This window comes from uncultured Castellaniella sp. (assembly GCF_937988725.1).
Lineage (GTDB): Bacteria > Pseudomonadota > Gammaproteobacteria > Burkholderiales > Burkholderiaceae_B > Castellaniella.
Map to the genome: position 1 here is coordinate 236,851 of NZ_CALKHS010000004.1, position 21,069 is coordinate 257,919.

Genomic DNA, 21,069 nt, shown 5'->3' on the forward strand with positions numbered 1-21,069 from the left:
GGCTAGCGAAATGGCGTCTTCTACACTCCCCTGGCTGACCCTGTCGATCTTCGTCCCGATCATCTTCGGGCTGTTGGTGCTGCTGACCGGCCGGGACGACAATCCGCGCACCGCCCGGGTGCTGTCGCTGGCGGGGTCCATCGTCGGCCTGCTGGTGACGATTCCCCTGTACACGGGCTTCAATCCGAAGACGGCGGACATGCAGTTCGTCGAGAACACCCCGTGGATCGAGGCCTTCAACCTGAACTACCACCTGGGCATCGACGGGATCTCGGTCTGGTTCGTGCTGCTGACGGCCTTCATCACCATCCTCGTGATCCTGGCCGGCTGGGAAGTCATCAAGTCCCGCGTGGCGCAGTACAACGCCGCCTTCCTGATCCTGTCGGGTCTGATGATCGGCGTCTTCAGCGCGCTGGACGGCATGCTGTTCTACGTGTTCTTCGAGGCCACCCTGATCCCGATGTACATCATCATCGGCGCCTGGGGCGGTCCCAACCGGGTCTATGCCGCGTTCAAGTTCTTCCTGTACACGCTGCTGGGCTCGCTGCTGACCCTGATCGCCTTCATCTACCTGTGGCACGCGGCCGGCGGCTCGTTCGACATCGCCACCTGGCACAAGCTGCCTCTCAGCTACACCGAGCAGATGTTCGTCTTCATCGCGCTGTTCGCCGCGTTCGCCGTGAAGATCCCGATGTGGCCGATCCACACCTGGCTGCCGGACGCCCACGTGGAAGCCCCCACGGGCGGGTCCATCGTGCTGGCCGCCATCATGCTGAAGCTGGGCGCCTACGCCTTCCTGCGCTTCTCGCTGCCGATCGCGCCGGACGCCTCCCACAGCCTGGCGGGGATGATGATCGCCCTGTCGCTGGTGGCCGTGATCTACATCGGCCTGGTCGCCATCGTCCAGGACGACATGAAGAAGCTGGTGGCCTATTCGTCCGTGGCGCACATGGGCTTCGTCACCCTGGGCTTCTTCGTCTTCAACATCACGGGCCTGGAAGGCGCCATCATCCAGATGATCTCGCACGGCTTCGTGTCGGGCGCCATGTTCATGTGCATCGGCGTCATGTACGACCGCCTGCACACGCGCCGCATCGACGCCTACGGCGGCATCATCAACCGCATGCCGCGCTTCGTGACCTATTTCGTGCTGTTTTCCATGGCCAACGCCGGCCTGCCCGGCACCAGCGGTTTCGTGGGTGAATTCACCGTGATCCTGGGGGCCGTGCAGTACAACTTCTGGATCGGCCTGCTGGCGGCATCCGCCCTGATCTGGGGCGCGGGCTATTCCCTGTGGATGGTCAAGCGGGTCGCTTTCGGCCCGGTGGCCAACGAACAGGTGGACGGCATGAAGGACATCAACCGCCGGGAATTCCTGATCCTGGGCCTGCTGGCGATCTTCACGCTGTTCATGGGGATCTACCCCAGTTTCTTCACCGATCTGATGCACCCTTCCGTGCAGGCGTTGCTGGATCACGTCGCTCAATCGAAACTGTAGACCGGAATCACGATGCAAAATCTTTTCGACTTCGCGCTGGCGACCCCCGAGATCGTGCTGCTGGTACTGACCGGGGCCGTGCTGCTGATCGATGCCTTCGGCAACGAGCCCCAGCGGCGCATGACCTTCATCCTGACCATGGGCACTTTGCTGGTGGCGGTGCTGGTGTCCTGGGGGCAGTGGGGAGAGGGCGTCCAGGGCCGCACCTTCAGCGGCCTGTACGTGACCGATTCCCTGGCCCATTTCCTGAAGATCCTGTCGGCCATCGCCGTGGCGGTCACGCTGATCTACGGCCGCGCCTACGCGGAAAAACGCGACATGATGGCGCGCGGCGGGGAACTCTATTCCCTGGCGCTGCTGATGCTGCTGGGTGAATTCGTCATGATCTCGGCCGGCAGCATGCTGACGGTGTACCTGGGCGTGGAACTGATGTCCTTCGCCCTGTATGCGCTGGTGGCCCTGCGCCGCGACCACCTGCCGGCCACGGAAGCGGCCATGAAGTACTACGTGCTGGGCTGCCTGGCCTCCGGCATTCTGCTCTACGGCATGTCCATGATCTACGGCGCCACCGGCCAGCTGGGCCTGGCGGAAATCGCCCAGGTCATCCGCGACGGCGGCGCGCAGCGCCTGCCGCTGGTGTTCGGCGTGGTGTTCATCGTCTCGGGCCTGGCGTTCAAGCTGACCGCCGCTCCCTTCCACATGTGGACGCCGGACGTCTACCAGGGTGCGCCGACCACGGTCACGCTGCTGGTCGGGGCCGCGCCGAAATTCGCCGCCTTCGCCATCACCCTGCGCCTGCTGATCGAAGCCCTGCACGGCATCGCCATCGACTGGCAGCCCATGCTGCTGATTATGGCGGCCCTGTCGCTGGCCATCGGCAACATCGTGGCCATCGCCCAGTCCAACTTCAAGCGCATGCTGGCGTATTCGACCATCTCGCACATGGGCTTCGTCTTCCTGGGCCTGCTGTCGGGCGTGTACCAGGGCCAGGCCGGCGCCAGCGCGGCGGCCTACGGTTCGTCGCTGTTCTACATCGTCATCTACGTGCTGACGACGCTGTCCACCTTCGGCCTGATCATGCTGATGTCGCGCCAGGGCTTCGAGTGCGAGGAAATCGCCGACCTGAAGGGCCTGAACCGCCGCAATCCGCTGCTGGCCGGCGTACTGCTGCTGTCCATGTTCTCGCTGGCGGGGATTCCGCCGCTGTCCGGCTTCTACGCCAAGCTCGTGGTGCTGCAGGCCCTGGTGGGCGCGGGCCACGTGCCCCTGGCGGTGTTCGCCGTGCTGATGTCGGTGATCGGCGCCTTCTACTACCTGCGCGTGGTCAAGATGGCCTATTTCGACGAGCCGGACGACGGCGTCACCCTCAGTTCGGGCACGACGGTCACGCGCGGCGTGATGTCGCTGAACGGCCTGCTGGTGATCGGCCTGGGTATTCTACCGGGCGGCCTGATGGCCCTGTGCATCAACGTCATCCAGCAATCGCTGCGCTTCTGAGGGTGCTGGCTTCATGACCCTGACGCTCGCGGTCTGGCTGGTGATCCTGGGCGCCCTGGCGCTGGCCAATCTGCCGTTCCTGGTCGAACGTCCCCTGGTCCCCTGGCCCTGGGGGCGCGCCTGCCGCTCCTACGGCGGGCTGTCTCGCTGGATCGTCGCGCTGGGGTTCCTGATCCTGCTGGCCGTCTGGGCCTGGGGCACGCTGAACCTGGTGGGCGGCGCCTTCGGCGGCGTGGGCGGCCCCCTGTTCGTGGTGAAGCTGCTGATCAGCATCGCCCTGGCGGCATTGCTGCTCTATGCGCCGGGGTGGATGGCGCAAGGCGCCGGCCAGGCCCCGCAGGGATCGGCCTCGGGCCGTGAAGGCGCCGCGGCCAAGGCGGCGGGCCAGTCAACGGGCAAGCCCTTCATCGACCGCTTCCTGGAAGCCCTGGTCGGTTATGTGCTGGTCGGCACCTTGGGGTTCACGATGGAACTGGACCTGGGCAATGCCTTTCCCCAGGGCTGGGAATTCTATGCCGTGACCCTGGCCCTGTTCCTGGTGCTGGGCTACCCGGGCTTCGTCTGGCGCTACCTGCTGCAGCGCCGCCGGCGTTAAGGCGCCGCGCATCCTGCGCCTGGCAGTGGCCTGGGAGCCGCCGGCGCTATCGATCCCACAGCGTCTCCGGCCCGATGTCGGCCAGCATCCGGCAGCCGGTCAGCGCCATCGCCACTTCCAGCTCTCCTCTCAGCACCTGAATCAGGTGGGCCGCCGCAGGCGCGCCCCCCACAGCCAGCGCGTGCAGCACGGGCCGTCCGATCAGCACGCCCCGGGCGCCCAGCGCCAGGGCTTTCAGAATGTCGGTGCCCCGGCGGATGCCCCCGTCCATCAGGATGGGGAGGCGGCCTTCGGCCGCCTGCGCGATGCCGGGCAGCGCATCCAGGGTGGACGGCAGCGTGTCCAGGCAGCGGCCGCCGTGGTTGGAGACGATCAGGCCGTCGATGCCGTGCGCCAGCGCCGCACGGGCGTCGTCCGGGTCCAGGATGCCCTTCAGCCACAGCGCCGTGCCGGGCAGTTGCGCACGCAGCCAGGCGACGTCGTCCCAGGTCGGGGCGGCGTCCAGCAGTCCGCTGTCGAACAGCGGGCTGCCGCCGGGCGGCGTCGGCCGCGCCGCCGGGGGCGACAGGCCGTCCAGGTGGACGGAACGAATATGGCCGGGCAGGTGAAAGCCGCTGCGCTGTTCGGCATTGCGCACTCCGTTGACGGGGGCGTCGACGGTCAGCACCAGAGTCCGGGCGCCGGCGCCCGCGGCGCGGCGGGCCAGCGCCAGCGTGTCGTCCCGGCGCGCCTGGGCATAGAGCTGGAACCACAGCGGCGGCGGGCCGGGCAGGGCGGCCAGGGTTTCGATGGGCGTGCCCGACTGGGCGCTGACGATGAAGGGCGTATGCGTGGCCGCGGCGGCCAGGGCCGTGGCCTGTTCGGCGTCCGGGTGGACTAGGCCGTGCCAGGCCATGGGCGCGATCAGGATGGGGTGCGCCAGGGCCTGGCCGTTCAGTTCCAGCCGGGTGTGCGCCCCGGCCAGCGGCCGCAGCGCGCGGCTGCGCAGGCGGACGCCGGCGTAGGCGTCCCGGTTGGCCCGGACGGTGATTTCGTCCGCGCCCCCCGATTCCAGCCAGGTCCAGACGGCCGGGTCCAGCCGTTCGCGGGCAAGGTCGGCATAGTCCTGGGCGCAGAGGGGAGACGAGAGAGACAGGGCGTTCATGGAAGCGGGCTGTGTACGGCGATTCATGTGGGTAGGGCGCTCGATGTCCGGCGGGCGCGGAAGCGTGGGTCATGGCCGGCTGTCGTGGCGCGCGCCGCCCCGTCTGACGGGTAAAATGGCCGCGCACTATTGGGAGACCGGATTCATGGCACATATTATCTTGCAGGCGCCGCGCCTGCTGGCGGCGGACGTCGAACGGCTGGCGGCGGTCGCCTGCGCGGAAGGCGTGCAGGAACTGGGCCCCACGGCCATCCGCCTGCTGAACGTGGATCCGTCCGCGCGCGACGAGGTTCTGCCCATGGCGCAGGCGGCGCACATGGACGCGGCCTGGCTGGATGCCATCCACCGGCTGGCCGACTGCAAGCTGCTGGCGATGGACATGGATTCCACGCTGATCAACATCGAGTGCATCGACGAAGTCGCCGACGCCGTGGGCCGCAAGGCGGAAGTCGCGGCGATCACCGAGGCCAGCATGCGCGGCGAACTCAAGGACTTCGCCGAGAGCCTGCGGCGCCGGGTGGCACTGCTGAAGGGCGTGCCGGAATCGGCCCTGGAAGACGTCTTCGCGCAGCGCCTGCGCCTGAATCCGGGCGCGGAGAAGCTGATTGAGACCGCGCGTTCGCACGGCCTGAAGACCCTGCTGGTGTCGGGCGGCTTCACCTTTTTCTCCGAGCGCCTGCGCCGGGGCCTGATGCTGGACCAGGCCCATGCCAACACCCTGGAAGTCGTCGATGGCGTGCTGACGGGGCGGGTGCTGGGCGACATCGTGGACGGCGCCGCCAAGGCCCGCCACGTCCAGGCCCTGGCGCAGTCGCTGGGTGCGACGCCGGAACAGATCATCGTGATGGGCGACGGATCCAACGACCTGCTGATGATGGCGCAGGCGCATTATTCCGTCGCCTACCGCGCCAAGCCCGTGGTGCGCGCCCAGGCGCGCTTCGCGCTGGACGTGAGCCCCCTGGACGCGGTGTTGAACTGGTTCCGGCGCCAGCACTGAGCCGGCCCGGCTCAGCGGATGAGGTTCGTGGCCCGGGGCAGCCACAGCGACAGGTCGGGGAAGAAGGTCACCAGGACCAGCACCAGGACCATCACGCTGATGGGCGCGAGCGACTTGCGCCACACGCGCACCGGCGGGCGTTCGGCCACGTTGGCCGCCACCAGCAGGCAGATTCCGTACGGCGGCGTCACCGTGCCGATGGCGCAGTTGAACACCACGACCAGGGCGAAGTGGATCGGGTCCACGCCGAAGCTGGCCGCTACCGGAATCAGGACCGGCGCGACGATCAGGATGGCAGCGATCGTCTCCATGAACATGCCGATGAACAGGAACAGGATGTTGACGAACAGCAGGAACACCAGCGGGCTGCTGGACACGCGATTCAGCCAGTCGGCCAGCATGTCGGGCACGTCGGCGTTGGCGATCAGCCAGGCGAACACGGATGCCGTCCCGATGATCAGCATCACCGCGGCCGATAGCGAGGCCGCCCGCAGGATCAGCTGCGGCAATTGGTTGAACCTCAGTTCCCGGTAGACGAACAGGCTGACTAGCACGCCGTAGAATCCGGCGACGCCGGCGGCTTCCGTGGGCGTGAAGACGCCGCCGATGATCCCGCCGACGATGACCACGGGCATGCCGAAGGCCGGCAGCGCCGCGTAGCCGGTGCGGATCAGTTCCCGCATGGAGAACGGCTGCGACGAGCGGTATTGCGGCCCGCTCTTGCGTGCGAAGAAATAGGACACCGTCAGCAGCAGGGAGATGCACAGCAGGCCCGGCACGATGCCGGCGATGAACAGGGCCCCGATGGACATGTTCCCGATGATGGCGATCACCACCATGGTCAGGCTGGGCGGAATGACCTGGGCCATGGCCCCCGCGCACGCGATCATGGCGGCGGAAAAGTCCACGTCGTAGCGGCGCGCCTTGAGCTGCGGCTGCATGATGGAGGACACGGCCGCCACGTCCGCCGAGCCCGATCCGGAGATGGCGGCAAGGCCGGCCGAGGTCATGCACGCCACGTGCAGCAGGCTGCCCGTGACCCAGCCGATCAGGGCGGAGGAAAAATTCACGATGCGCCGTGAAATTCCGCCCGCGTCCATGATCACGCCCGCGAAAATGAAGAACGGGATGGCCATCAGGGTGAACGAGTTCAGCCCGGCGAATACCCGCTGGCTGACCAGGGTCACGGGCACGTCGGTGGTCAGCAGCAGCGTCAGCAGGGCCGATACGCCCAGCACGAAGACCAGTGGCACGCCCAGGGTCAGGAATACCAGGAAGCTCAGCAGAATCACGCTCATGACACGTCTCCCGGCGCCTGTTCGGACTGCTGCAGCGCCGTGTCGAACGGGTCATCCCAGTGCCGGACCACGGATACGATCAGTTCCAGCGCGATATAGAACGCCCCCAGCGGCAGGCAGGCGTAGGCGATCCAGAGCGGCATGCCCAGCGCCGGAGAAGACTGCTGCGCGCCGAGCTCGATCAGCGGAAAGCTGCTGTAGGCCAGCACGATCAGGAATCCCAGGGTCACCAGGGCCACCAGGATGCTGGCGACCCGCCGCGCGTTCAGGGGCAGCATGGCGGGCACCATGTCGATGGCCATGTGCTGGTTGCGCGCCATGGCGACCCCCGCGCCCAGCAGCACCAGCCAGACCTGGCAGTACGTCGACAGCTCGGTCGCCCAGGCGGTCGGATAGTTCATCAGATACCGGCTGCCGACCTGGATCAGCACCATCGCCATCATCATGGCGAACAGGACGATCACCAGGCCGGACATCAGCCGCCTGGTCCCGTCGATCACGCGCCAGCACATTCCCGGATACTGTGGCATTTCGTCTCCTTCTTCGGTTCATCCGGATGGGGGCGTTCCGGCCCCCCGGGGAATCGCGGATCGCGTCAGTTGACGGAGCGGATCAGTTCGAACAGGTGCTTCTGGTCGTCCGTCTGCAAGAACTTGTCGTATGTTTTCTTGACGGCCTGGCGGAAGGGCTCCTTGTCCGGGTGGGTGATCTTCACCGGCAGTTTTTCCAGCGCCGCGTAGGCCTTCTTGTCGCTTTCCATGTAGGCCTTGCGCTCGGCGATGGCCGCCTCCTTTCCGGCTTCCAGCAAGGCGGTCTGCACGTCCTTCGGCAGGGCCTCGAACCGCGCCTTGCCCATGATGACCGGCGCCATCATCTCGGTCCAGCCGATCATCGCCCAATTGGGCGCCACTTCGTAGAATTTGCGCGACAGGTAGTTGGTGTTGGCCGCCTCCGCACCGTCCACCACCCCGGTTTCCAGCGCGCCGTACAGTTCGGTGTACGGCATGGGAGTCGGGTTGGCGCCGAATGCCTTGAAGGCGTCGATGTGGATCTTGTTGGTCAGCGTGCGCAGCTTGCGGCCCTTCATGTCGTCGATCGACTGGATCGGCTCCTTGGTCATCAGGTTGCGCGTGCCCGCGAAGAACAGGCCCAGCAACTGATAGCCTTTCTGCGCCAGGATCCGGTTCACGTCGTCGAGCACGGCTTGCGACTGCGCGGCCCGTTCCATCTGCTCCGCGTCCTTGAACAGGTAGGGCAGGCTGAACACGCTCATGCCGGGCACGGAGTCCACCAGCACTTCATTGGCCGTGACGGCGATGTCCACCGTGCCCAGCTTGGTGCCCTGGATGCTTTCGGTCTCGTCACCCAGCTGCGCGTTGGAGAAGACCTTGATCTCGGCCTTGCCGTTCGTCTTTTCCTTGAGCAGCTTGCTCATGGCCTGCATGCCCGTGTGGTAGGGCTCGTCGGGGTTGGCATTGTGGCTGGCCTTCAGCACGATGTCGGCGGCGAGCGCCGGCGCCGCGGCCATCATGAGCGCGGCGCAGGCCGCCGGGATGGCCGCCAACAGTCCGTGTCGTTGGATTTTCATTTTCATCTCCTGTACTCCTCTCTGGGTATTGTCCGGACCGCGCGGCCTGCGGCCGCGCAGGATCCGGTTCAGCAAAGCGCCAGATCCTTCAGGACCTGGAGCAGGGCGGGGTGCCGGTCGTCGGGCAGGGGCAGGCGCGGGGCGCGCGGCTGGCCCACCGGGCGGCCGATATGGGTCATGGCCGCCTTGGTGGCCGACACATACAGATCGCCCGCCAGCGCGTCCAGCAGCGGCAGGACCCGGTTGTACAGGGCGCGCCCGGCTTCCCGATCGCCCTGATCCACCGTCAGCGAGAACAGCCGCGCCGACAGCGCCGGCGCGATGTTGGCAAAGACAGAAACATAACCCGAGGCGCCCACGCAATAGGATTCCCACGGATGGTAACCGGCGAACACCGTCATCTTGTCGCCGCAGCGCCGCTGGATGTCGTTGATCCTGGGAATGCTGCCGCTGGATTCCTTGATGTAGGACACATTGTCGATGTCGGCCAGACGGGCGACCAGCGCCGCGCTCAAATCCACGTTCGAGGTGTTGGGATTGTTGTAGACCATGACCGGAATGGAGATGGCCTCGGCGATCCGCCGGTAGTGGTGGAAGATCTCGTCGTCCGTGGGCGAGGAATAGTACGGCGGCACCACCATGACGCCGTCGGCGCCCAGTTGCTCCGCTTCCCGGGACAGGTCGACGGCTTCGTCCGTCCATTCCGCCGCTGTTCCCACCAGCACCGGCACCCGGCCGGCCGCCTGGCTGATCACGGCCGAGGCCGTGCGTGCGCGTTCGTCGCGCGTCATGGACAGGAATTCGCCGGTGCTGCCCAGCGGTATCAGTCCGTGCGAGCCTTCACGGATCTGCCATTCGACGAAACCCCGCAGACCGTCCTCGTCCAGGGCTCCCTGTGCGTCGAACGGCGTGACCATGACGGTGTAGCTGCCTCTGAAGCCTGCCATGTCCTGACCTCCTTGAAATATGATGATCGATATGGATTTGATCAACTTTAATTGTTTTGAGTTGACATTTGATCATCTATTTGATTATGCTGTCAAGCATCCGAGACCAAGGGGGAGACCATGCCGTTCATTGAGGTATTCGACTTCGATGCCACGCCCGCCCAGCGCGAGACCGCCAACCACCTGCTGACCGACGCGCTGTGCGGCGCCTACGGCATCTCGCCGGAGATCGTTTCCGCCTATTTCTTCGATGTGGGCGATCACGGCTACGGACATGGTGGCAAGTTCCACGAAAAAGCCGCCATCCGGCGCATCTTCATCAAGCTGCACGCCTTCTCCAGATCCCATGAGGCGCGGTGCGAAGCGGCCGAACGGCTGACCGGCGCCGCGGTGCGGGCCTATGGCGTGGCGCCGAAGGCGGTGGTGGTCTATTTCCTGGATCGCGCGCCGGACGAAGCCGCTCACGGCGGCGTGCTGGAAAGCCTGAAGCAGACATGAATTTGATCTGATTTAACCAATAAGACTCTTTTTTGGATGTAGGGAGACACATGGACAGCTTGTATACCGAGGACCAGCGCCAGCTGCGCGACACCGTGCGGCGCTACGCCACCGAGGCCATCATGCCCGTGGCCGCGGAGATCGACCGCAAGGACGTCTTCCCCAGGGAAACCTACCAGGGGCTGGCGGATCTGGGCCTGTTCGGCATCGGCCTGCCGGAATCGGCGGGGGGCAGCGACATGGGAACGGTCAGCACCTGCATCGCGATGGAGGAAGTCGCGCGCGCATCCGGTGCCGTGGGCAATGCCTATGCCTTGCCGGTGGAGGCCGCCCTGTTCCTGCACGCGCATGGCGACGCGCAGCACCGGCGCTTCATTCCCGGCCTGCTGGACGGCTCTGTGCTGCCGGCGACCGCCGTCACCGAACCCGACCACGGCTCGGACGTGGCCGCCATGCGCACGACCGCGCGGCGCGACGGCGACGATTACGTGATCAACGGCACCAAGGCCTGGGTCACTTTCGGCGGCGTGGCCGATTTCATCATGGTCTTCGCCAAGACCGACCCGTCCGCCGGGCACAAGGGCATCAGCTGCATCCTGGTCGAGGCCGACAGGCCCGGCGTGTCGCGCGGCAAGAACGAGGAACTGCTGGGCATGCATGGCCTGGAGGACTGCCAGATCGTCTTCGAGGACGTGCGGGTGCCGGTCGGCCATCGCATCGGGCCGGAACACCAGGCCTTCAAGATGGCCATGAGCAATTTCAATTTTTCCCGCCTGATGATGTCTTCCATGGCGCTGGGCATGGCGCAGGCCGCCATGGAAGACGCGGTGGCGTACGCCGGCACGCGTCGCCAGTTCGGGCAGAAGATCGCGGAATTCCAGGCCGTGCAGTTCATGCTGGCCGACATGTCCACGGACATCGCCGCCGCGCGCCTGCTGATCCACCATGCGGCCACGCTGCACGACGCCGGCCGCTCCATCGCGAAGGAGGCCGCCCACGCCAAGCTCTTCACCACCGACATGGCCATGAAGCATGTCTCCAACGCGCTGCAGATCCATGGCGGCAACGGTTATTCGCGTGAATACCGGATCGAGCGGATATTCCGCGACGTGCGCCTGGCGCAGATCTACGAGGGCACCAATCAGATCCAGCGTCTGATCATCGCCCGCCAGCTGCAGAAAGAACTGACTTGAGAGGAAGAGAAATGATCAGCCTGATCACGGCCAGGGATGCCGCACATCTGGTCAAGGACGGAGATATCCTCACCGTGGGGGGGAACGGGGGCACGGGCGTGCCCGAATCCCTGCTGGTCGCCCTGGAACAGCGCTTCCGGGAAACCGAGAAACCCGCGGGGCTCACGCTGTTCCACGTCACCGGCGTGGGCGCGGCCACGGAACAGGGCCTGTGCCGGCTGGCCTACCCGGGCCTCGTGTCCTGCGTGTACGGGGGGAACTTCGGCCTGCAGATCCCCTTCATGAAGCTGATCCGTGAAAACCGGATCCAGGGCTACAACTTTCCCCAGGGCGTGATGGCGCAGCTGTGCCGGGCCATGGCCGGCAAGCAGCCCGGCGTGCTGACGCACGTGGGGCTGCACACCTATATGGATCCGCGCCAGGAAGGCGGGCGGATGAACGAGTCCACGACCGGGGAACGCATCCGGCTCATGGAGATCGACGGCCGCGAATACCTGCTCTATCAGGCGCCCACGCCCAACATCGCCTTTCTGCGCGGCACCAGCGCCGACGAGGACGGCTACATTTCCATGGAGCACGAGGCCACGACCCGGGAAGACCTGTCCCTGGCGCAGGCCGTGCACAATGCCGGCGGCATCGTCGTCTGCCAGGTCAAGCGGCTGGTGCGCAGGGGCACTCAGCATCCGCAGATGGTGAAGATCCCCGGCTTCCTGATCGATCACGTGGTGCTGGAACCCGAGCAGAAGCAGACCTACACCACGCAATACGACCCCAGCCGGTGCGGCGAAGTCCGCGTGCCCATCTCCACGCTGCGGCCGGACCCGCTCACTCTGCGCCGCGTCATCGCCCGCCGCGCCGCGCTGGAACTGCATACCGGCGACGTGGTCAATCTGGGCGTGGGCATTTCCGCCATGATTCCCAATGTGGCGGCCGAAGAAGGCATCGACGAACAGATCACGCTGACCGTGGAATCGGGCGTGGTCGGCGGCGTGCCCGGCTATGCCCGGGAATTCGGCACCGCCTACAACCCGCGCGCCATCCTGGATCAGCCCTATCAGTTCGATTTCTACGATGGCGGCGGACTGGATTGCGCCTTCCTGTCGTTCGCCGAAGTCGATGCGCACGGCAACGTGAACGTCACCCGCTTCGGAGACCGCTATGACGGGTCCGGCGGTTTCATCAACATCACCCAGGGCGCCAAGCGGCTGGTGTTCAGCGGCAGCCTGACCGGCGGCAGCCTGGACGCGCAGGTCGAGGACGGCCGCCTGCTGATCCGGCGCGAGGGGCAGTTGAAGAAGTTCGTGCCCGAGGTCGGGCAGATCAGCTTCAACGGCAAGCTCGCCCGCGAGCGTGGCCAGGACGTGCTGTTCATTTCCGAGCGGGCTGTGTTCCGGCTGGATGCCGACGGCCTGATTCTGACCGAGATCGCGCCGGGCGTGGATCTGCGCAAGGACGTGCTCGACCAGATGGCGTTCGAGCCGCGCGTTTCGCCCGATCTCAAGCTCATGGACGCCCGCCTGTTCCGGGACGGGCCGATGGGCCTGTCCCGGAACGCGGCCGCGCCCGAACCGACACAGGAGCTCACCCATGTCTGATTCCGTTTCGCTGGATGGCGTCACCGTCGCCACCGTCCTGCCCTTTCATGCCGACCTGAGCATCGACTGGGGCAGCTATGACCGGCTGCTGGCCTATTGCACCCGCCCCGAGGGCATGGGCGCCGTCTTCGTCAATGGCCATGCGGGCGAGGGCGCCACGCTCACCGCGCAGGAGCGCGTCGAGGTCATAAGGCGCACGCGCGCCTTCATCGGCGCCGGCACGCCGCTGCTGGCCGGCATCATTCCTTATTCCACGGCCGATGCGATCCAGCAGGCCCGGGATGCCGAGCAGGCCGGCGCCGATGTCGCCGTCCTGTTTCCCATGCCGCAGTTCGCGGCCGGCGCATCCGACGATGCGCGCTATGCCTGCCGCTACCTGGAAGCCGTGCTGGAAGCCTGCAGCCTGCCGGTGTCCATCTTCCAGCAGGACGTGCGCTCGGGGACCGGATTCTCCACCGCCGTGCTGTCGGAACTGGTCGCCTATGACCGGGTCATCGCGGTGAAGGAAGGCAGCGGGGACATTCGGCTGTACGAGGACAATCTGCGCATGCTGCGGGCCCGGGCGCCGCGGGTGGCGATCCTGCCGTCCAACTACCACTGGCTGTTCGCGCAGGTCGCGCTGGGCGCCGACGGGATCCTGTCCGGCATGGCCAGCATGATTCCCGACGATCTGTGCGATCTGTGGGCGGCCACGCAGGCGGGCGACCTGAAGGCCATGCAGGCGGTCAACGACCGGCTCTACCCGATCGTGCGCACGATCTACGGCGCGCCGCCCCTGATCGACATGCATACCCGCCTGAAGGCGGGGCTGGCGCATCTGGGCGTCATCGACGATCCGGTGCCGCGTCCGCCGCTGCTGCCCGTGCCGCGCGATGTCCGCGCGCGCATCGAGCAGGTCGTCGACCAGGCGGGCCTGCGCTCGCATGTCCGCTGATTTTCCATCCATGCCGCGGGGCAGCGTCCCCGCCCACCGGAGCCACCACCATGTCCAGCAAACCACGCGATGCCTTCGTCGACCTCTACTACGAAGATGTGGTCATCGGCGATGAAATCCTGAGCGACAGCCACACCATCACCACCGAAGGCATCCTGCAGTTCGCCGATACGACCCGGGACCACCACCCCCTGCATACGGACGAGGACTACTGCCGCGAACATACGGAATTCGGCAAGCCGATCGCGCACGGCCTGTTCGGCCTGTCGCTGATCGAGGGCCTGAAGTCCGAACTGGAGCTGTACCAGCACACCTCGGTCGCGTCCCTGGGCTGGGACAAGGTCCGCTTCCGTCAGCCGCTGTTCGCCGGCGACACCGTGCACGTCCGGGTTTCGTTCCTCGACAAGCGGGAAAGCCGCAGCGGCCCGCACGGCATCGTGATCGAGCAGACCGAGCTGGTCAAGGACGACGGCACCGTCGCCATCGAGGCCCAGCATGCCACGCTGCTCTATCGGCGCGACAAGCTGGCGCCCGGCGCCGAGCCGGTTCCCGCGCGCGGGCGGGGCGCGTCGTCATGACGGATCTGCTGATTTCGCGGCCCGAGGACGGCGTGCTGGCGCTGCGGCTGAATCGGCCGAAAGCGCGCAATGCCTTGAGCATCGGCCTGTTGGGCGAGATCCGGGCGGCGCTCGATGCGGCGCGGGACGACGACTCGGTGCGCGCCGTGGTCCTGAGCGGCGACGAGACCGCGTTCTCGGCCGGCGCCGACATCAAGGAAATGCCCTCGGGCGGCATTCCGATGTGGGGGCAGCGCGACCGCTTGCTGGCCTGGAAGACCATCGAGCGGTTTCCCAAGCCGCTGCTCGCCGCCGTCGAAGGCTTCGCGCTGGGAGGCGGCTGCGAGCTGTGCCTGCTGTGCGACATGGTCATCGCCAGCGACACGGCCCGCTTCGGCCAGCCGGAAATCCGCATCGGCGCGTTCCCGGGCGATGGCGGCACCCAGCGCCTGCCGCGCGCCATCGGGAAATCCCGGGCCTTGTGGATGATGATGACGGGCAACACGATCGACGCGCGCACGGCCGCCGAATGGGGGCTGGCGACCGAACGGGTCCCGGCGGGCCGGGCGCTGGCGCGGGCCGTCGACATCGCGCGCGACATCACGCAGATGTCGCCCATCGCCATCGGAATGATCAAGGAAGAGGTCCTGATGACCTACGGCAAGCCGCTGGATGAGAGCCTCAGCCTGGAGCGCAAGCTGTTGCTCTGGCAGACCGAAGACCATGACGAGGGCATCGCCGCCTTCACCGAAAAACGCAAACCCGTGTACAAGGGGCGATAATAGCCCACCGCGCGGCTGACACATCCCGAATCCAATCATGAGCAACATCCCGACAACAAGAAGAAAGCGTGGTCCGGCCGTATCGGTCGAGGGCGAATCGTCCGCGTCCGACGAAGTCTCGACCACGCTCGTGGACCTGGTCGTGAAGACGATCCGCGAGGCCATTCTGTCCGGCGCCTATTTTCCCCAGGAACGGCTGAAGATCTCGGCCCTGTCCAAGCGTTTCAACTTCAGCGCCATGCCCGTGCGCGAGGCCTTGCGCACCCTGGAAGGCGAGGGGCTGGTGGAAATCACGCCCAATCGCGGCGCGACCGTGCGGCGTCTGGACCGGCGCTTCATCGAGGACCTGTTCGAACTCAACACCGAGCTGCGCATCTTCGCCATCCGCCGCGGGATGCGGTACATGACCACGGAAAAGCTGGAGATGCTCTCCGGCATCGCCGATGCGTTCGCGCAGGCCGTCTCCCAGGGGGACCTGGATGCGTCCATCCGGCTGAACCGCCAGTTCCACGGGAAGCTGATGGAAATCGGCGGCAATATGGAAGCGTTGCGCGTCTTCGAACGGGGCTGGGAGCTCATCGGCGCGTTCCGCCGCCATTACGGCTACGGACCGACGCGGCAGCAGGGCCTGGCCACCGAAAAGAAGATGCTGATCCAGGCGTTGAGCCGGCACGATCTGCAGCAGGCCGAGGCCATTCTGCGCATGCAGCATGCCGCGGCCGTCGATGATCTGATCCAGCGGTTCAACGCGATGGAAGGCCATTGACCCGGGACGCCGACCATCGGCGCGCCCGCCCGGACCGAGCGCGGGGCGCCGCATGGCGGGCGTGAAACGCGTTCCCGCGGGCGCGGTCCTGATGGTCGCCGTTTTCCTGGCCGGCCTGAACATGCGGCCGCTGCTGACCAGCGTGTCCGCGCTGCTGCTGGATCTGCAGTCGGCGCTGGGCCTGTCGGCGACGCTGGCCGGCTCGCTGGTGGCGCTGCCCACGTTGTTCTTCGGCATCTTCAGCATGGTCACGCCCCTGTTGCTTCGCTTCATGGACGTGCGCGCCGTGATCGTATCCAGCATGCTTCTGCTGGCGCTGGGCAGCGCATTGCGCGCCACCCTGGGCAGCGCGGGGCTGTTCGCCGGGATGTTCATCGCCAGCGTCGGCATCAGCTTCGTCGCCGTCCTCGCCCCGGCCGTCGCCAAGCAGGCGTTTCCCCAGCGCATCGGCTTCGTCATGGGGGCGTACACCACGAGCTTCTGCCTGGGCGCGTCCATGGGGGCGGGCCTGACCGCGCCCATGGCCCATTGGTTCGGCGGCGACTGGCGGCTGGGGCTGGCCGCCTGGGCGGCGCCCGCGCTGCTGGGCGCCCTGTGGTGGCTCGGCACGCGGTCCGTGGCCTTGTCCGATCGGCCGGAGGCCGTCGGCGCGGCGCCCTCGATACCCGCCCGCGCCTTGTGGCGCGATCCGCTGGCCTGGCAGGTGACCCTGTTCATGGGCCTGCAATCGGGGCTGGGCCAGAGCCTGGTCGGCTGGATGCCCGTGATGCTGATCGATCGGGGCCTGAGCGCGGTCCAGGCCGGCATGGCCCTGTCGGGCACGCTGCTGGCGCAACTGCTTCCCAACCTGGTCGTGCCCTGGATGGCCGCGCGCGCCCGCGACCAGCGCGCTCTGGCCGGTCTGATCGTCGCGTTCTATGTGGTCGGGACCCTGGGCCTGCTGTACGCGCCCGTGGCCAGCCTCTGGCTGTGGGTCGTCCTGTGCGGACTGGGCATGGGCGGCGCGTTCAGCATGGGTTTGTCGTTCGTCGTGTTGCGCACGCGCACGTCGGCGCATGCCACCGCCCTGTCCAGCATGTCGCAGGGCGTGGGCTACACCATCGCGGCGGCGGGCCCCTTCCTCGTCGGGCTGCTGTATGACGGCAGCGGCGGCTGGCACAGCACCGCGCTGCTGTTCGGCGCCATCGGCCTGATCGTGCTCTGGGCGGCCCTCATGGCCGGGCGCGATCGCTACGTCCTGTCGGGGCGGCCCGCGTAGCCGCGAACCCGCCGCGCCGGGCATCCGGTCACGGTTCGGACCACATGCGCAGCAGGTTGTGGTAGACGCCGGTGAGCTGGGCGACGATTTCCGGGTCTGCGCCGACCTGGATCAGGCGCTGGATGGCGACGTCCTGCTGCAGCAGCAGGGTTCGGCGCCCGTCGTCGCGCACCAGGCTCTGGGTCCAGAAGAACGATCCGTAGCGCACGCCCCGGGTGACCGGGGTGACGCGGTGCAGGCTGGAGCCGGGATAGACCACGGCGTGGCCGGCGGGCAGCTTCACGCGCTGCTCGCCGTAGGTGTCCTGGATGATCAGTTCGCCGCCTTCGTACTCGTCGGGGTCGCTGAAGAACACGGTGGTGGAGATGTCGGTGCGCAACAGGCCCGAAGCGGGCGCTTCCGCGCCCGGCGCGCGAAAGAGCGCGTTGTCGATGTGAAAGCCGTAATGCTCGCCGCCTTCGTAGCGGTTGAATCGGGGCGGCAGGATGCGGGCGGGCAGGGCGGCGGACTGGAACACCGGATGCCGCCGCAGCGTCTGGGCGAGCAGTTCGCCGATCCGAAGTCCGATGGGATCGTCCAGCGCCAGCTGGCGGTTGGTCTTGAGGTGCGTGGCGACATGGCCGGCGGTCTGGCGGCCGTCCGTCCAGGCGGCGGATTCCAGCGCTTGCCGGCATTGGCGCGTCTGTTCGGCGTTCAGCAAGTCGGGAATCGTGATCAGCATGAGGACGTCCAGTTCCAGCCCGGATCCAGGTGGGTGCGCAGCCAGGCCCCGGCCTTGTCCAGGAATGCCGGGGTGGCGGTTTCGGGGACTTTGCGCAGCCATGCCAGCGCGGTCTCCGTGTCGCCCAGCGCCAGCATCAGACGGGCGCAGTTGAACTGCCCCCGGAAGTCGCCGGCGGCGCCCGCCTGCCGGTACCAGTCCAGGGCACGGCCTTCGTCCCGGTCCACCACCCAGCCGTCTTCGTGAAAACTGCCGATCATGTTCATGGATTTGGCGTGGCCCAGCGCGGCGGCCTTGCGAAACCAGTCCAGCGCGGCGCCGCGGTCGATGGCGATGCCCTGGCCCAGGGACAGCGCGGTGGCGTAGTTGTACATGCCCCAGTCCAGGCCGCCGATGGCCGCCAGCCGGAACCAGTAGGCCGCCATGAAGGCGTTCCGGGGCACGCCCCAGCCGTGGGCGTGGCATTGGCCCAGCATGTTCAGGGCCATGGGGTCGCCGTCGCGGCTGGCATGCTCGAACCACTGCACGGCCTGGGCGGGATCGCAGTCCACGCCCCGGCCGTCCAGCAGCCACTGGCCGTAGACCAGTTGCGCCTGGACGACGCCGCCTTCGGCGGCGGCTTTCAGGGTGGCCGCCGCCTGTTCCGGCGGACCGGCCAGGATGCGTTGCAGCTCGGCGGCCAGGGCGGCCGGATCAGCCCTGTTGATGGCGTGGCTGTCCAGCGCGACAGCCGAAGGCGCGCCGTTCCTCATCAGAAGTGCAGGTTCAGCGTGGCGACCGCCGAGCGTCCCGGAGCGATCGAGGCATAGTGCGAGGCGTAGGCCTTGTCGTAGTAGGTCTTGTTGAACAGATTGTTCACGTTGATCTGCAGGTCGACGGTCTTGTTGAACTGGTAGCCGGCCATGGCGTCGAAACGCCAGTAGGACGGGATGGTGATGGTGTTGGCCTCGTTGCCGTACTGCTTGTCCACGTAATAGGCGCCGACGCCGGCCGTGAACTTGGGCGTGAAAGCGTAGGTGTTCCACAGGCTGAAGCTGCTCTCCGGCGTGTTGGGGAAGACCTTGCCTTCGTTCGATGCCGCGCCGGTCTTGCCGTCGTTTCCGATGCGGCTCTTCAGGTAGGTGTAGCCGCCGTAGACCTGCCACTGAGGCGTTATGCTGCCCGAAAAGCCCAGTTCGAAGCCATCGACGTGCTTGTCGCCGGCCATGGAGTACAGGCCGTTCGCGTCGGTGATCCGGGCATTGGTCGTTTCGACCCGGAAGACGGCGGCGGTCAGGCCCAGAAGCCCGTCGAGCACGTCCCATTTGGTGCCCAGCTCCATCGTGCGATTCTTTTCCGGAGCGGTGTCGGCGGCGTTCAGGGGCGTGCGTCCGCCCGGGGTGACGGAATTCCCGCTGCCTTCGTTCAGGCCCGCACCCGCGGGCGTGGAGGAAGTGCCGTAGGAAAGGTAGATGCTGCCGTTCTCCGCGGGCTTGTACACCAGTCCCAGTTGATAGTTGAGCAGCGTGTCCTGGCGATCGACCCGGTTGCCGGAGAACTGGTCGACCCGCGTGGCGTAGTTGTCCAGGCGCAGGCCGAGCGTCGTCTGCCAGCGTTCGTTGAGTTCGATGGTGTCGAAGCCGTAGATCGATTTCGTCAGGGTGCGCGTGTAGGTCGGTTCCCCGATGGGGCCGCCGCTGCCGGAATTGACCCAGGGATCGCCGGGGTTCGGATTGTAGAGGCTGGTGCACGTGTAGTTGCCCGCGGCACCGACGCCCGCCGGGCAGCTGCTCTTGCCCCGGTCGATGTCCAGGCTGTCCTTGCGCCCGTCTTCCACCGACAGTTCGATCCCCGTCAGGAATCGGTGCTTCAGCTGCCCCGTGCGGAACTCGCCCAGCAGCTCCGTCTGGTTGGCCCAGGTGCTGACGCGGCTGTCGCGGGTGTTGGCGCGGCGCCAGACCAGGCCGTCGTTGACGTTGCCCTTGCTGTCATCGGGCTGCGTCACGATGTAGCGTTGCGTTCCCCGCGTGTAGCGGGTCTGGTTGCGCAGGGTCAGGCGGTCGCTGAAATCGTGCTCGACGCGCAGCGTGCCCATGTCGTTGCGGGTGCGGCGGTAGTCGCTGTCCAGGCCGTAGAAGTTGTCGCGGTCCACGTCGACGGGCGTCCGGTGGAACCGCGGGTCGTTGGAGCCATTCCTCGAAATCGTGTACGGAATGCCGCTGTCCGGCGTGTCGTCCGCTTCCATGTGGAAGTAGCTCAGCGTGACCCGCGTGGGGGTGCCCAGGCCGAAGGAGATCGTCGGCGCCACGCCCCAGCGCTTGTAGTCCACGGCGTCGCGGCCGTCGACGTCCTGGCTGTGGTTCATGGCATTCAGGCGGAAGGCGGTGGTGTCGCCCAGCTGCCAGTTGCTGTCCACGGTCTGGCGGAAGTACTTGGACGTGCCGAATCCGGCGGACACGTCGGTGAAGTCGCGCAGCTTGGCGGTCTTGCTGATCAGGTCGATGCTGCCGCCCGCGCCGCCCCGGCCCGCGTAGGCGCCGTCCGCGCCCTTGATGACTTCCACCTGTTCCAGGTTGAAGACTTCGCGGGACGTCGCGCCGATGTCGCGCATGCCGTCGATGAAGGTGCTGGATTGGGCGTCGTAGCCGCGGATGAAGGGGCGGTCGCCCAGCGGGTTGCCGCCTTCGCCCGCGCCGAAGGTGATGCCCGGCGAGTTGCGCAGCACGTCGGTCAGGGTGGTGGCGGCCTGGCTCTGGATCAGCTCCTTCGGGATGATCTGCAGGGATTTGGCGGTGTCGAGCACCGGCGCGGTGAATTTGTCGGAAGCGGATTCCTTCACCAGGAAGGGCGCGGGGTTCTCGCCCTGGACCTTGATGGGGCTGAGCTGAGCCGGATCGGTGTTCTGGGCCTGGGCAGCCTGCGGCAGCAGGAACAGACCGGGGGTGGCCAGCGCCGTGGCCAGGCCGCCGGCCAGCTTGCCCGTCCGGGACTCTAGGGTATCTTCCACGCACATTCTCCCTTAAATGATAAATATCATGAAAATCATTCTCAATTAGAAAATGGATTCTAAACAAGAATCGTTCACAATTCAAATTGTGCAGGAATTATGAAAGAATGATGCGGATCGGGGCGGGCCGTCCGATCCCGGCGGCGAGCCGATGCCACCGCGCCGTCCGGTTGTCCGCTCATCCATTCATCCGCTCATTCGATAGGGTCCCGTCC

The 21,069-nt window shown here is 66.7% G+C and carries 19 protein-coding genes and 1 pseudogene; 12 read left to right on the forward strand and 8 right to left on the reverse strand.

Annotated elements, in window-relative coordinates:
• Positions 1–10 precede the first annotated feature (10 nt).
• The 3 genes and pseudogenes from Q0263_RS04625 to Q0263_RS17405 all read left to right on the forward strand — a co-directional run.
• A complete protein-coding gene (locus Q0263_RS04625) occupies positions 11–1,498 on the forward strand; it encodes an NADH-quinone oxidoreductase subunit M (RefSeq protein WP_298013766.1) in 1,488 nt (495 codons plus the stop codon).
• A gap of 12 nt (positions 1,499–1,510) precedes the next feature.
• Positions 1,511–2,995 carry an NADH-quinone oxidoreductase subunit NuoN gene (gene nuoN, locus Q0263_RS04630; RefSeq protein WP_298013767.1) on the forward strand — a complete coding sequence of 495 codons (1,485 nt, stop codon included), beginning with the start codon at positions 1,511–1,513 and terminating at the stop codon, positions 2,993–2,995.
• A gap of 397 nt (positions 2,996–3,392) precedes the next feature.
• A pseudogene (locus Q0263_RS17405) lies at positions 3,393–3,590 on the forward strand (DUF2818 family protein); the annotation flags it as partial.
• A 46-nt stretch (positions 3,591–3,636) separates the two neighbouring features.
• Here the strand turns inward: Q0263_RS17405 and Q0263_RS04640 are convergent.
• Positions 3,637–4,761, reverse strand: a complete 1,125-nt coding sequence (locus Q0263_RS04640; protein ID WP_298013770.1) for an alpha-hydroxy acid oxidase — start codon at positions 4,759–4,761, stop codon at positions 3,637–3,639.
• Positions 4,762–4,879: 118 nt separating this feature from the next.
• Between Q0263_RS04640 and serB the strand changes: the two genes are divergently transcribed.
• Entirely contained in the window at positions 4,880–5,731 is an 852-nt protein-coding gene (gene serB, locus Q0263_RS04645; RefSeq protein ID WP_298013772.1) for a phosphoserine phosphatase SerB, read from the forward strand.
• An 11-nt stretch (positions 5,732–5,742) separates the two neighbouring features.
• Here the strand turns inward: serB and Q0263_RS04650 are convergent, their stop codons facing one another.
• From Q0263_RS04650 to Q0263_RS04665, 4 genes are all read right to left on the reverse strand, one after another.
• Positions 5,743–7,029, reverse strand: coding sequence for a TRAP transporter large permease (locus tag Q0263_RS04650; RefSeq protein WP_298013774.1), 1,287 nt, complete (start codon positions 7,027–7,029; stop codon positions 5,743–5,745).
• Positions 7,026–7,559: a TRAP transporter small permease gene (locus Q0263_RS04655; protein WP_298013776.1), complete on the reverse strand. Its 534-nt coding sequence runs from the start codon at positions 7,557–7,559 to the stop codon at positions 7,026–7,028. Before Q0263_RS04655 ends, Q0263_RS04650 begins: the two co-directional genes overlap by 4 nt.
• A 65-nt stretch (positions 7,560–7,624) precedes the next feature.
• Positions 7,625–8,617 carry a TRAP transporter substrate-binding protein gene (locus tag Q0263_RS04660; protein ID WP_298013777.1) on the reverse strand — a complete coding sequence of 331 codons (993 nt, stop codon included), beginning with the start codon at positions 8,615–8,617 and terminating at the stop codon, positions 7,625–7,627.
• Positions 8,618–8,685: 68 nt separating this feature from the next.
• Complete coding sequence (locus tag Q0263_RS04665; RefSeq protein WP_298013779.1) at positions 8,686–9,564, reverse strand: dihydrodipicolinate synthase family protein; 879 nt, start codon at positions 9,562–9,564, stop codon at positions 8,686–8,688.
• A gap of 120 nt (positions 9,565–9,684) precedes the next feature.
• On the opposite strand from Q0263_RS04665, the gene Q0263_RS04670 reads away from it, so the two are divergent.
• The 8 genes from Q0263_RS04670 (at position 9,685) to Q0263_RS04705 (ending at position 17,147) form a co-directional block, all read left to right on the forward strand.
• The gene (locus tag Q0263_RS04670; protein WP_298013780.1) at positions 9,685–10,062 is read left to right on the forward strand and encodes a hypothetical protein; all 378 of its coding nucleotides are present in this window, start codon (positions 9,685–9,687) and stop codon (positions 10,060–10,062) included.
• A gap of 50 nt (positions 10,063–10,112) precedes the next feature.
• Positions 10,113–11,255 carry an acyl-CoA dehydrogenase family protein gene (locus tag Q0263_RS04675; protein ID WP_298013782.1) on the forward strand — a complete coding sequence of 381 codons (1,143 nt, stop codon included), beginning with the start codon at positions 10,113–10,115 and terminating at the stop codon, positions 11,253–11,255.
• Between the two features lie 11 nt (positions 11,256–11,266).
• Positions 11,267–12,850: a CoA-transferase gene (locus tag Q0263_RS04680; protein ID WP_298013784.1), complete on the forward strand. Its 1,584-nt coding sequence runs from the start codon at positions 11,267–11,269 to the stop codon at positions 12,848–12,850.
• On the forward strand, positions 12,843–13,784 hold the full coding sequence (locus Q0263_RS04685; RefSeq protein WP_298013785.1) for a dihydrodipicolinate synthase family protein: 942 nt from the start codon (positions 12,843–12,845) through the stop codon (positions 13,782–13,784). Before Q0263_RS04680 ends, Q0263_RS04685 begins: the two co-directional genes overlap by 8 nt.
• A 50-nt stretch (positions 13,785–13,834) precedes the next feature.
• Positions 13,835–14,362, forward strand: a complete 528-nt coding sequence (locus Q0263_RS04690; protein ID WP_298013787.1) for a MaoC/PaaZ C-terminal domain-containing protein — start codon at positions 13,835–13,837, stop codon at positions 14,360–14,362.
• Positions 14,359–15,123 carry an enoyl-CoA hydratase-related protein gene (locus tag Q0263_RS04695; RefSeq protein WP_298013789.1) on the forward strand — a complete coding sequence of 255 codons (765 nt, stop codon included), beginning with the start codon at positions 14,359–14,361 and terminating at the stop codon, positions 15,121–15,123. The genes Q0263_RS04690 and Q0263_RS04695 overlap by 4 nt, the downstream gene beginning before the upstream one ends.
• A 37-nt stretch (positions 15,124–15,160) precedes the next feature.
• Positions 15,161–15,889, forward strand: a complete 729-nt coding sequence (locus Q0263_RS04700; RefSeq protein ID WP_298013790.1) for a GntR family transcriptional regulator — start codon at positions 15,161–15,163, stop codon at positions 15,887–15,889.
• A 61-nt stretch (positions 15,890–15,950) separates the two neighbouring features.
• The gene (locus Q0263_RS04705; RefSeq protein ID WP_298013791.1) at positions 15,951–17,147 is read left to right on the forward strand and encodes an MFS transporter; all 1,197 of its coding nucleotides are present in this window, start codon (positions 15,951–15,953) and stop codon (positions 17,145–17,147) included.
• A 28-nt stretch (positions 17,148–17,175) separates the two neighbouring features.
• Here the strand turns inward: Q0263_RS04705 and Q0263_RS04710 are convergent, their stop codons facing one another.
• Genes Q0263_RS04710 through Q0263_RS04720 form a run of 3 tightly spaced genes read right to left on the reverse strand, consistent with a single transcriptional unit; the run spans position 17,176 to position 20,854 of the window.
• Positions 17,176–17,868: a Fe2+-dependent dioxygenase gene (locus Q0263_RS04710; RefSeq protein WP_298013793.1), complete on the reverse strand. Its 693-nt coding sequence runs from the start codon at positions 17,866–17,868 to the stop codon at positions 17,176–17,178.
• On the reverse strand, positions 17,862–18,620 hold the full coding sequence (locus tag Q0263_RS04715) for a tetratricopeptide repeat protein (protein ID WP_298013795.1): 759 nt from the start codon (positions 18,618–18,620) through the stop codon (positions 17,862–17,864). The genes Q0263_RS04710 and Q0263_RS04715 overlap by 7 nt, the downstream gene beginning before the upstream one ends.
• A complete protein-coding gene (locus Q0263_RS04720; RefSeq protein WP_298013796.1) occupies positions 18,620–20,854 on the reverse strand; it encodes a TonB-dependent siderophore receptor in 2,235 nt (744 codons plus the stop codon). The genes Q0263_RS04715 and Q0263_RS04720 overlap by 1 nt, the downstream gene beginning before the upstream one ends.
• Between the last annotated feature and the right edge of the window lie 215 nt (positions 20,855–21,069).

What these genes read in the sequence shown, in the direction of transcription:
- Q0263_RS04680 (WP_298013784.1), top strand. Translation starts at nt 11,267, where the DNA reads ATGATCAGCCTGATCACGGCCAGGGATGCCGCACATCTGGTCAAGGAC.
- Q0263_RS04640 (WP_298013770.1), bottom strand. Translation starts at nt 4,761, where the DNA reads ATGAATCGCCGTACACAGCCCGCTTCCATGAACGCCCTGTCTCTCTCG.
- Q0263_RS04625 (WP_298013766.1), top strand. Translation starts at nt 11, where the DNA reads ATGGCGTCTTCTACACTCCCCTGGCTGACCCTGTCGATCTTCGTCCCG.
- nuoN (WP_298013767.1), top strand. Translation starts at nt 1,511, where the DNA reads ATGCAAAATCTTTTCGACTTCGCGCTGGCGACCCCCGAGATCGTGCTG.
- Q0263_RS04665 (WP_298013779.1), bottom strand. Translation starts at nt 9,564, where the DNA reads ATGGCAGGCTTCAGAGGCAGCTACACCGTCATGGTCACGCCGTTCGAC.
- Q0263_RS04670 (WP_298013780.1), top strand. Translation starts at nt 9,685, where the DNA reads ATGCCGTTCATTGAGGTATTCGACTTCGATGCCACGCCCGCCCAGCGC.
- Q0263_RS04650 (WP_298013774.1), bottom strand. Translation starts at nt 7,029, where the DNA reads ATGAGCGTGATTCTGCTGAGCTTCCTGGTATTCCTGACCCTGGGCGTG.
- Q0263_RS04700 (WP_298013790.1), top strand. Translation starts at nt 15,161, where the DNA reads ATGAGCAACATCCCGACAACAAGAAGAAAGCGTGGTCCGGCCGTATCG.
- Q0263_RS04690 (WP_298013787.1), top strand. Translation starts at nt 13,835, where the DNA reads ATGTCCAGCAAACCACGCGATGCCTTCGTCGACCTCTACTACGAAGAT.
- Q0263_RS04715 (WP_298013795.1), bottom strand. Translation starts at nt 18,620, where the DNA reads ATGAGGAACGGCGCGCCTTCGGCTGTCGCGCTGGACAGCCACGCCATC.
- Q0263_RS04685 (WP_298013785.1), top strand. Translation starts at nt 12,843, where the DNA reads ATGTCTGATTCCGTTTCGCTGGATGGCGTCACCGTCGCCACCGTCCTG.
- Q0263_RS04655 (WP_298013776.1), bottom strand. Translation starts at nt 7,559, where the DNA reads ATGCCACAGTATCCGGGAATGTGCTGGCGCGTGATCGACGGGACCAGG.
- Q0263_RS04710 (WP_298013793.1), bottom strand. Translation starts at nt 17,868, where the DNA reads ATGCTGATCACGATTCCCGACTTGCTGAACGCCGAACAGACGCGCCAA.
- Q0263_RS04660 (WP_298013777.1), bottom strand. Translation starts at nt 8,617, where the DNA reads ATGAAAATCCAACGACACGGACTGTTGGCGGCCATCCCGGCGGCCTGC.
- Q0263_RS04675 (WP_298013782.1), top strand. Translation starts at nt 10,113, where the DNA reads ATGGACAGCTTGTATACCGAGGACCAGCGCCAGCTGCGCGACACCGTG.
- serB (WP_298013772.1), top strand. Translation starts at nt 4,880, where the DNA reads ATGGCACATATTATCTTGCAGGCGCCGCGCCTGCTGGCGGCGGACGTC.
- Q0263_RS04695 (WP_298013789.1), top strand. Translation starts at nt 14,359, where the DNA reads ATGACGGATCTGCTGATTTCGCGGCCCGAGGACGGCGTGCTGGCGCTG.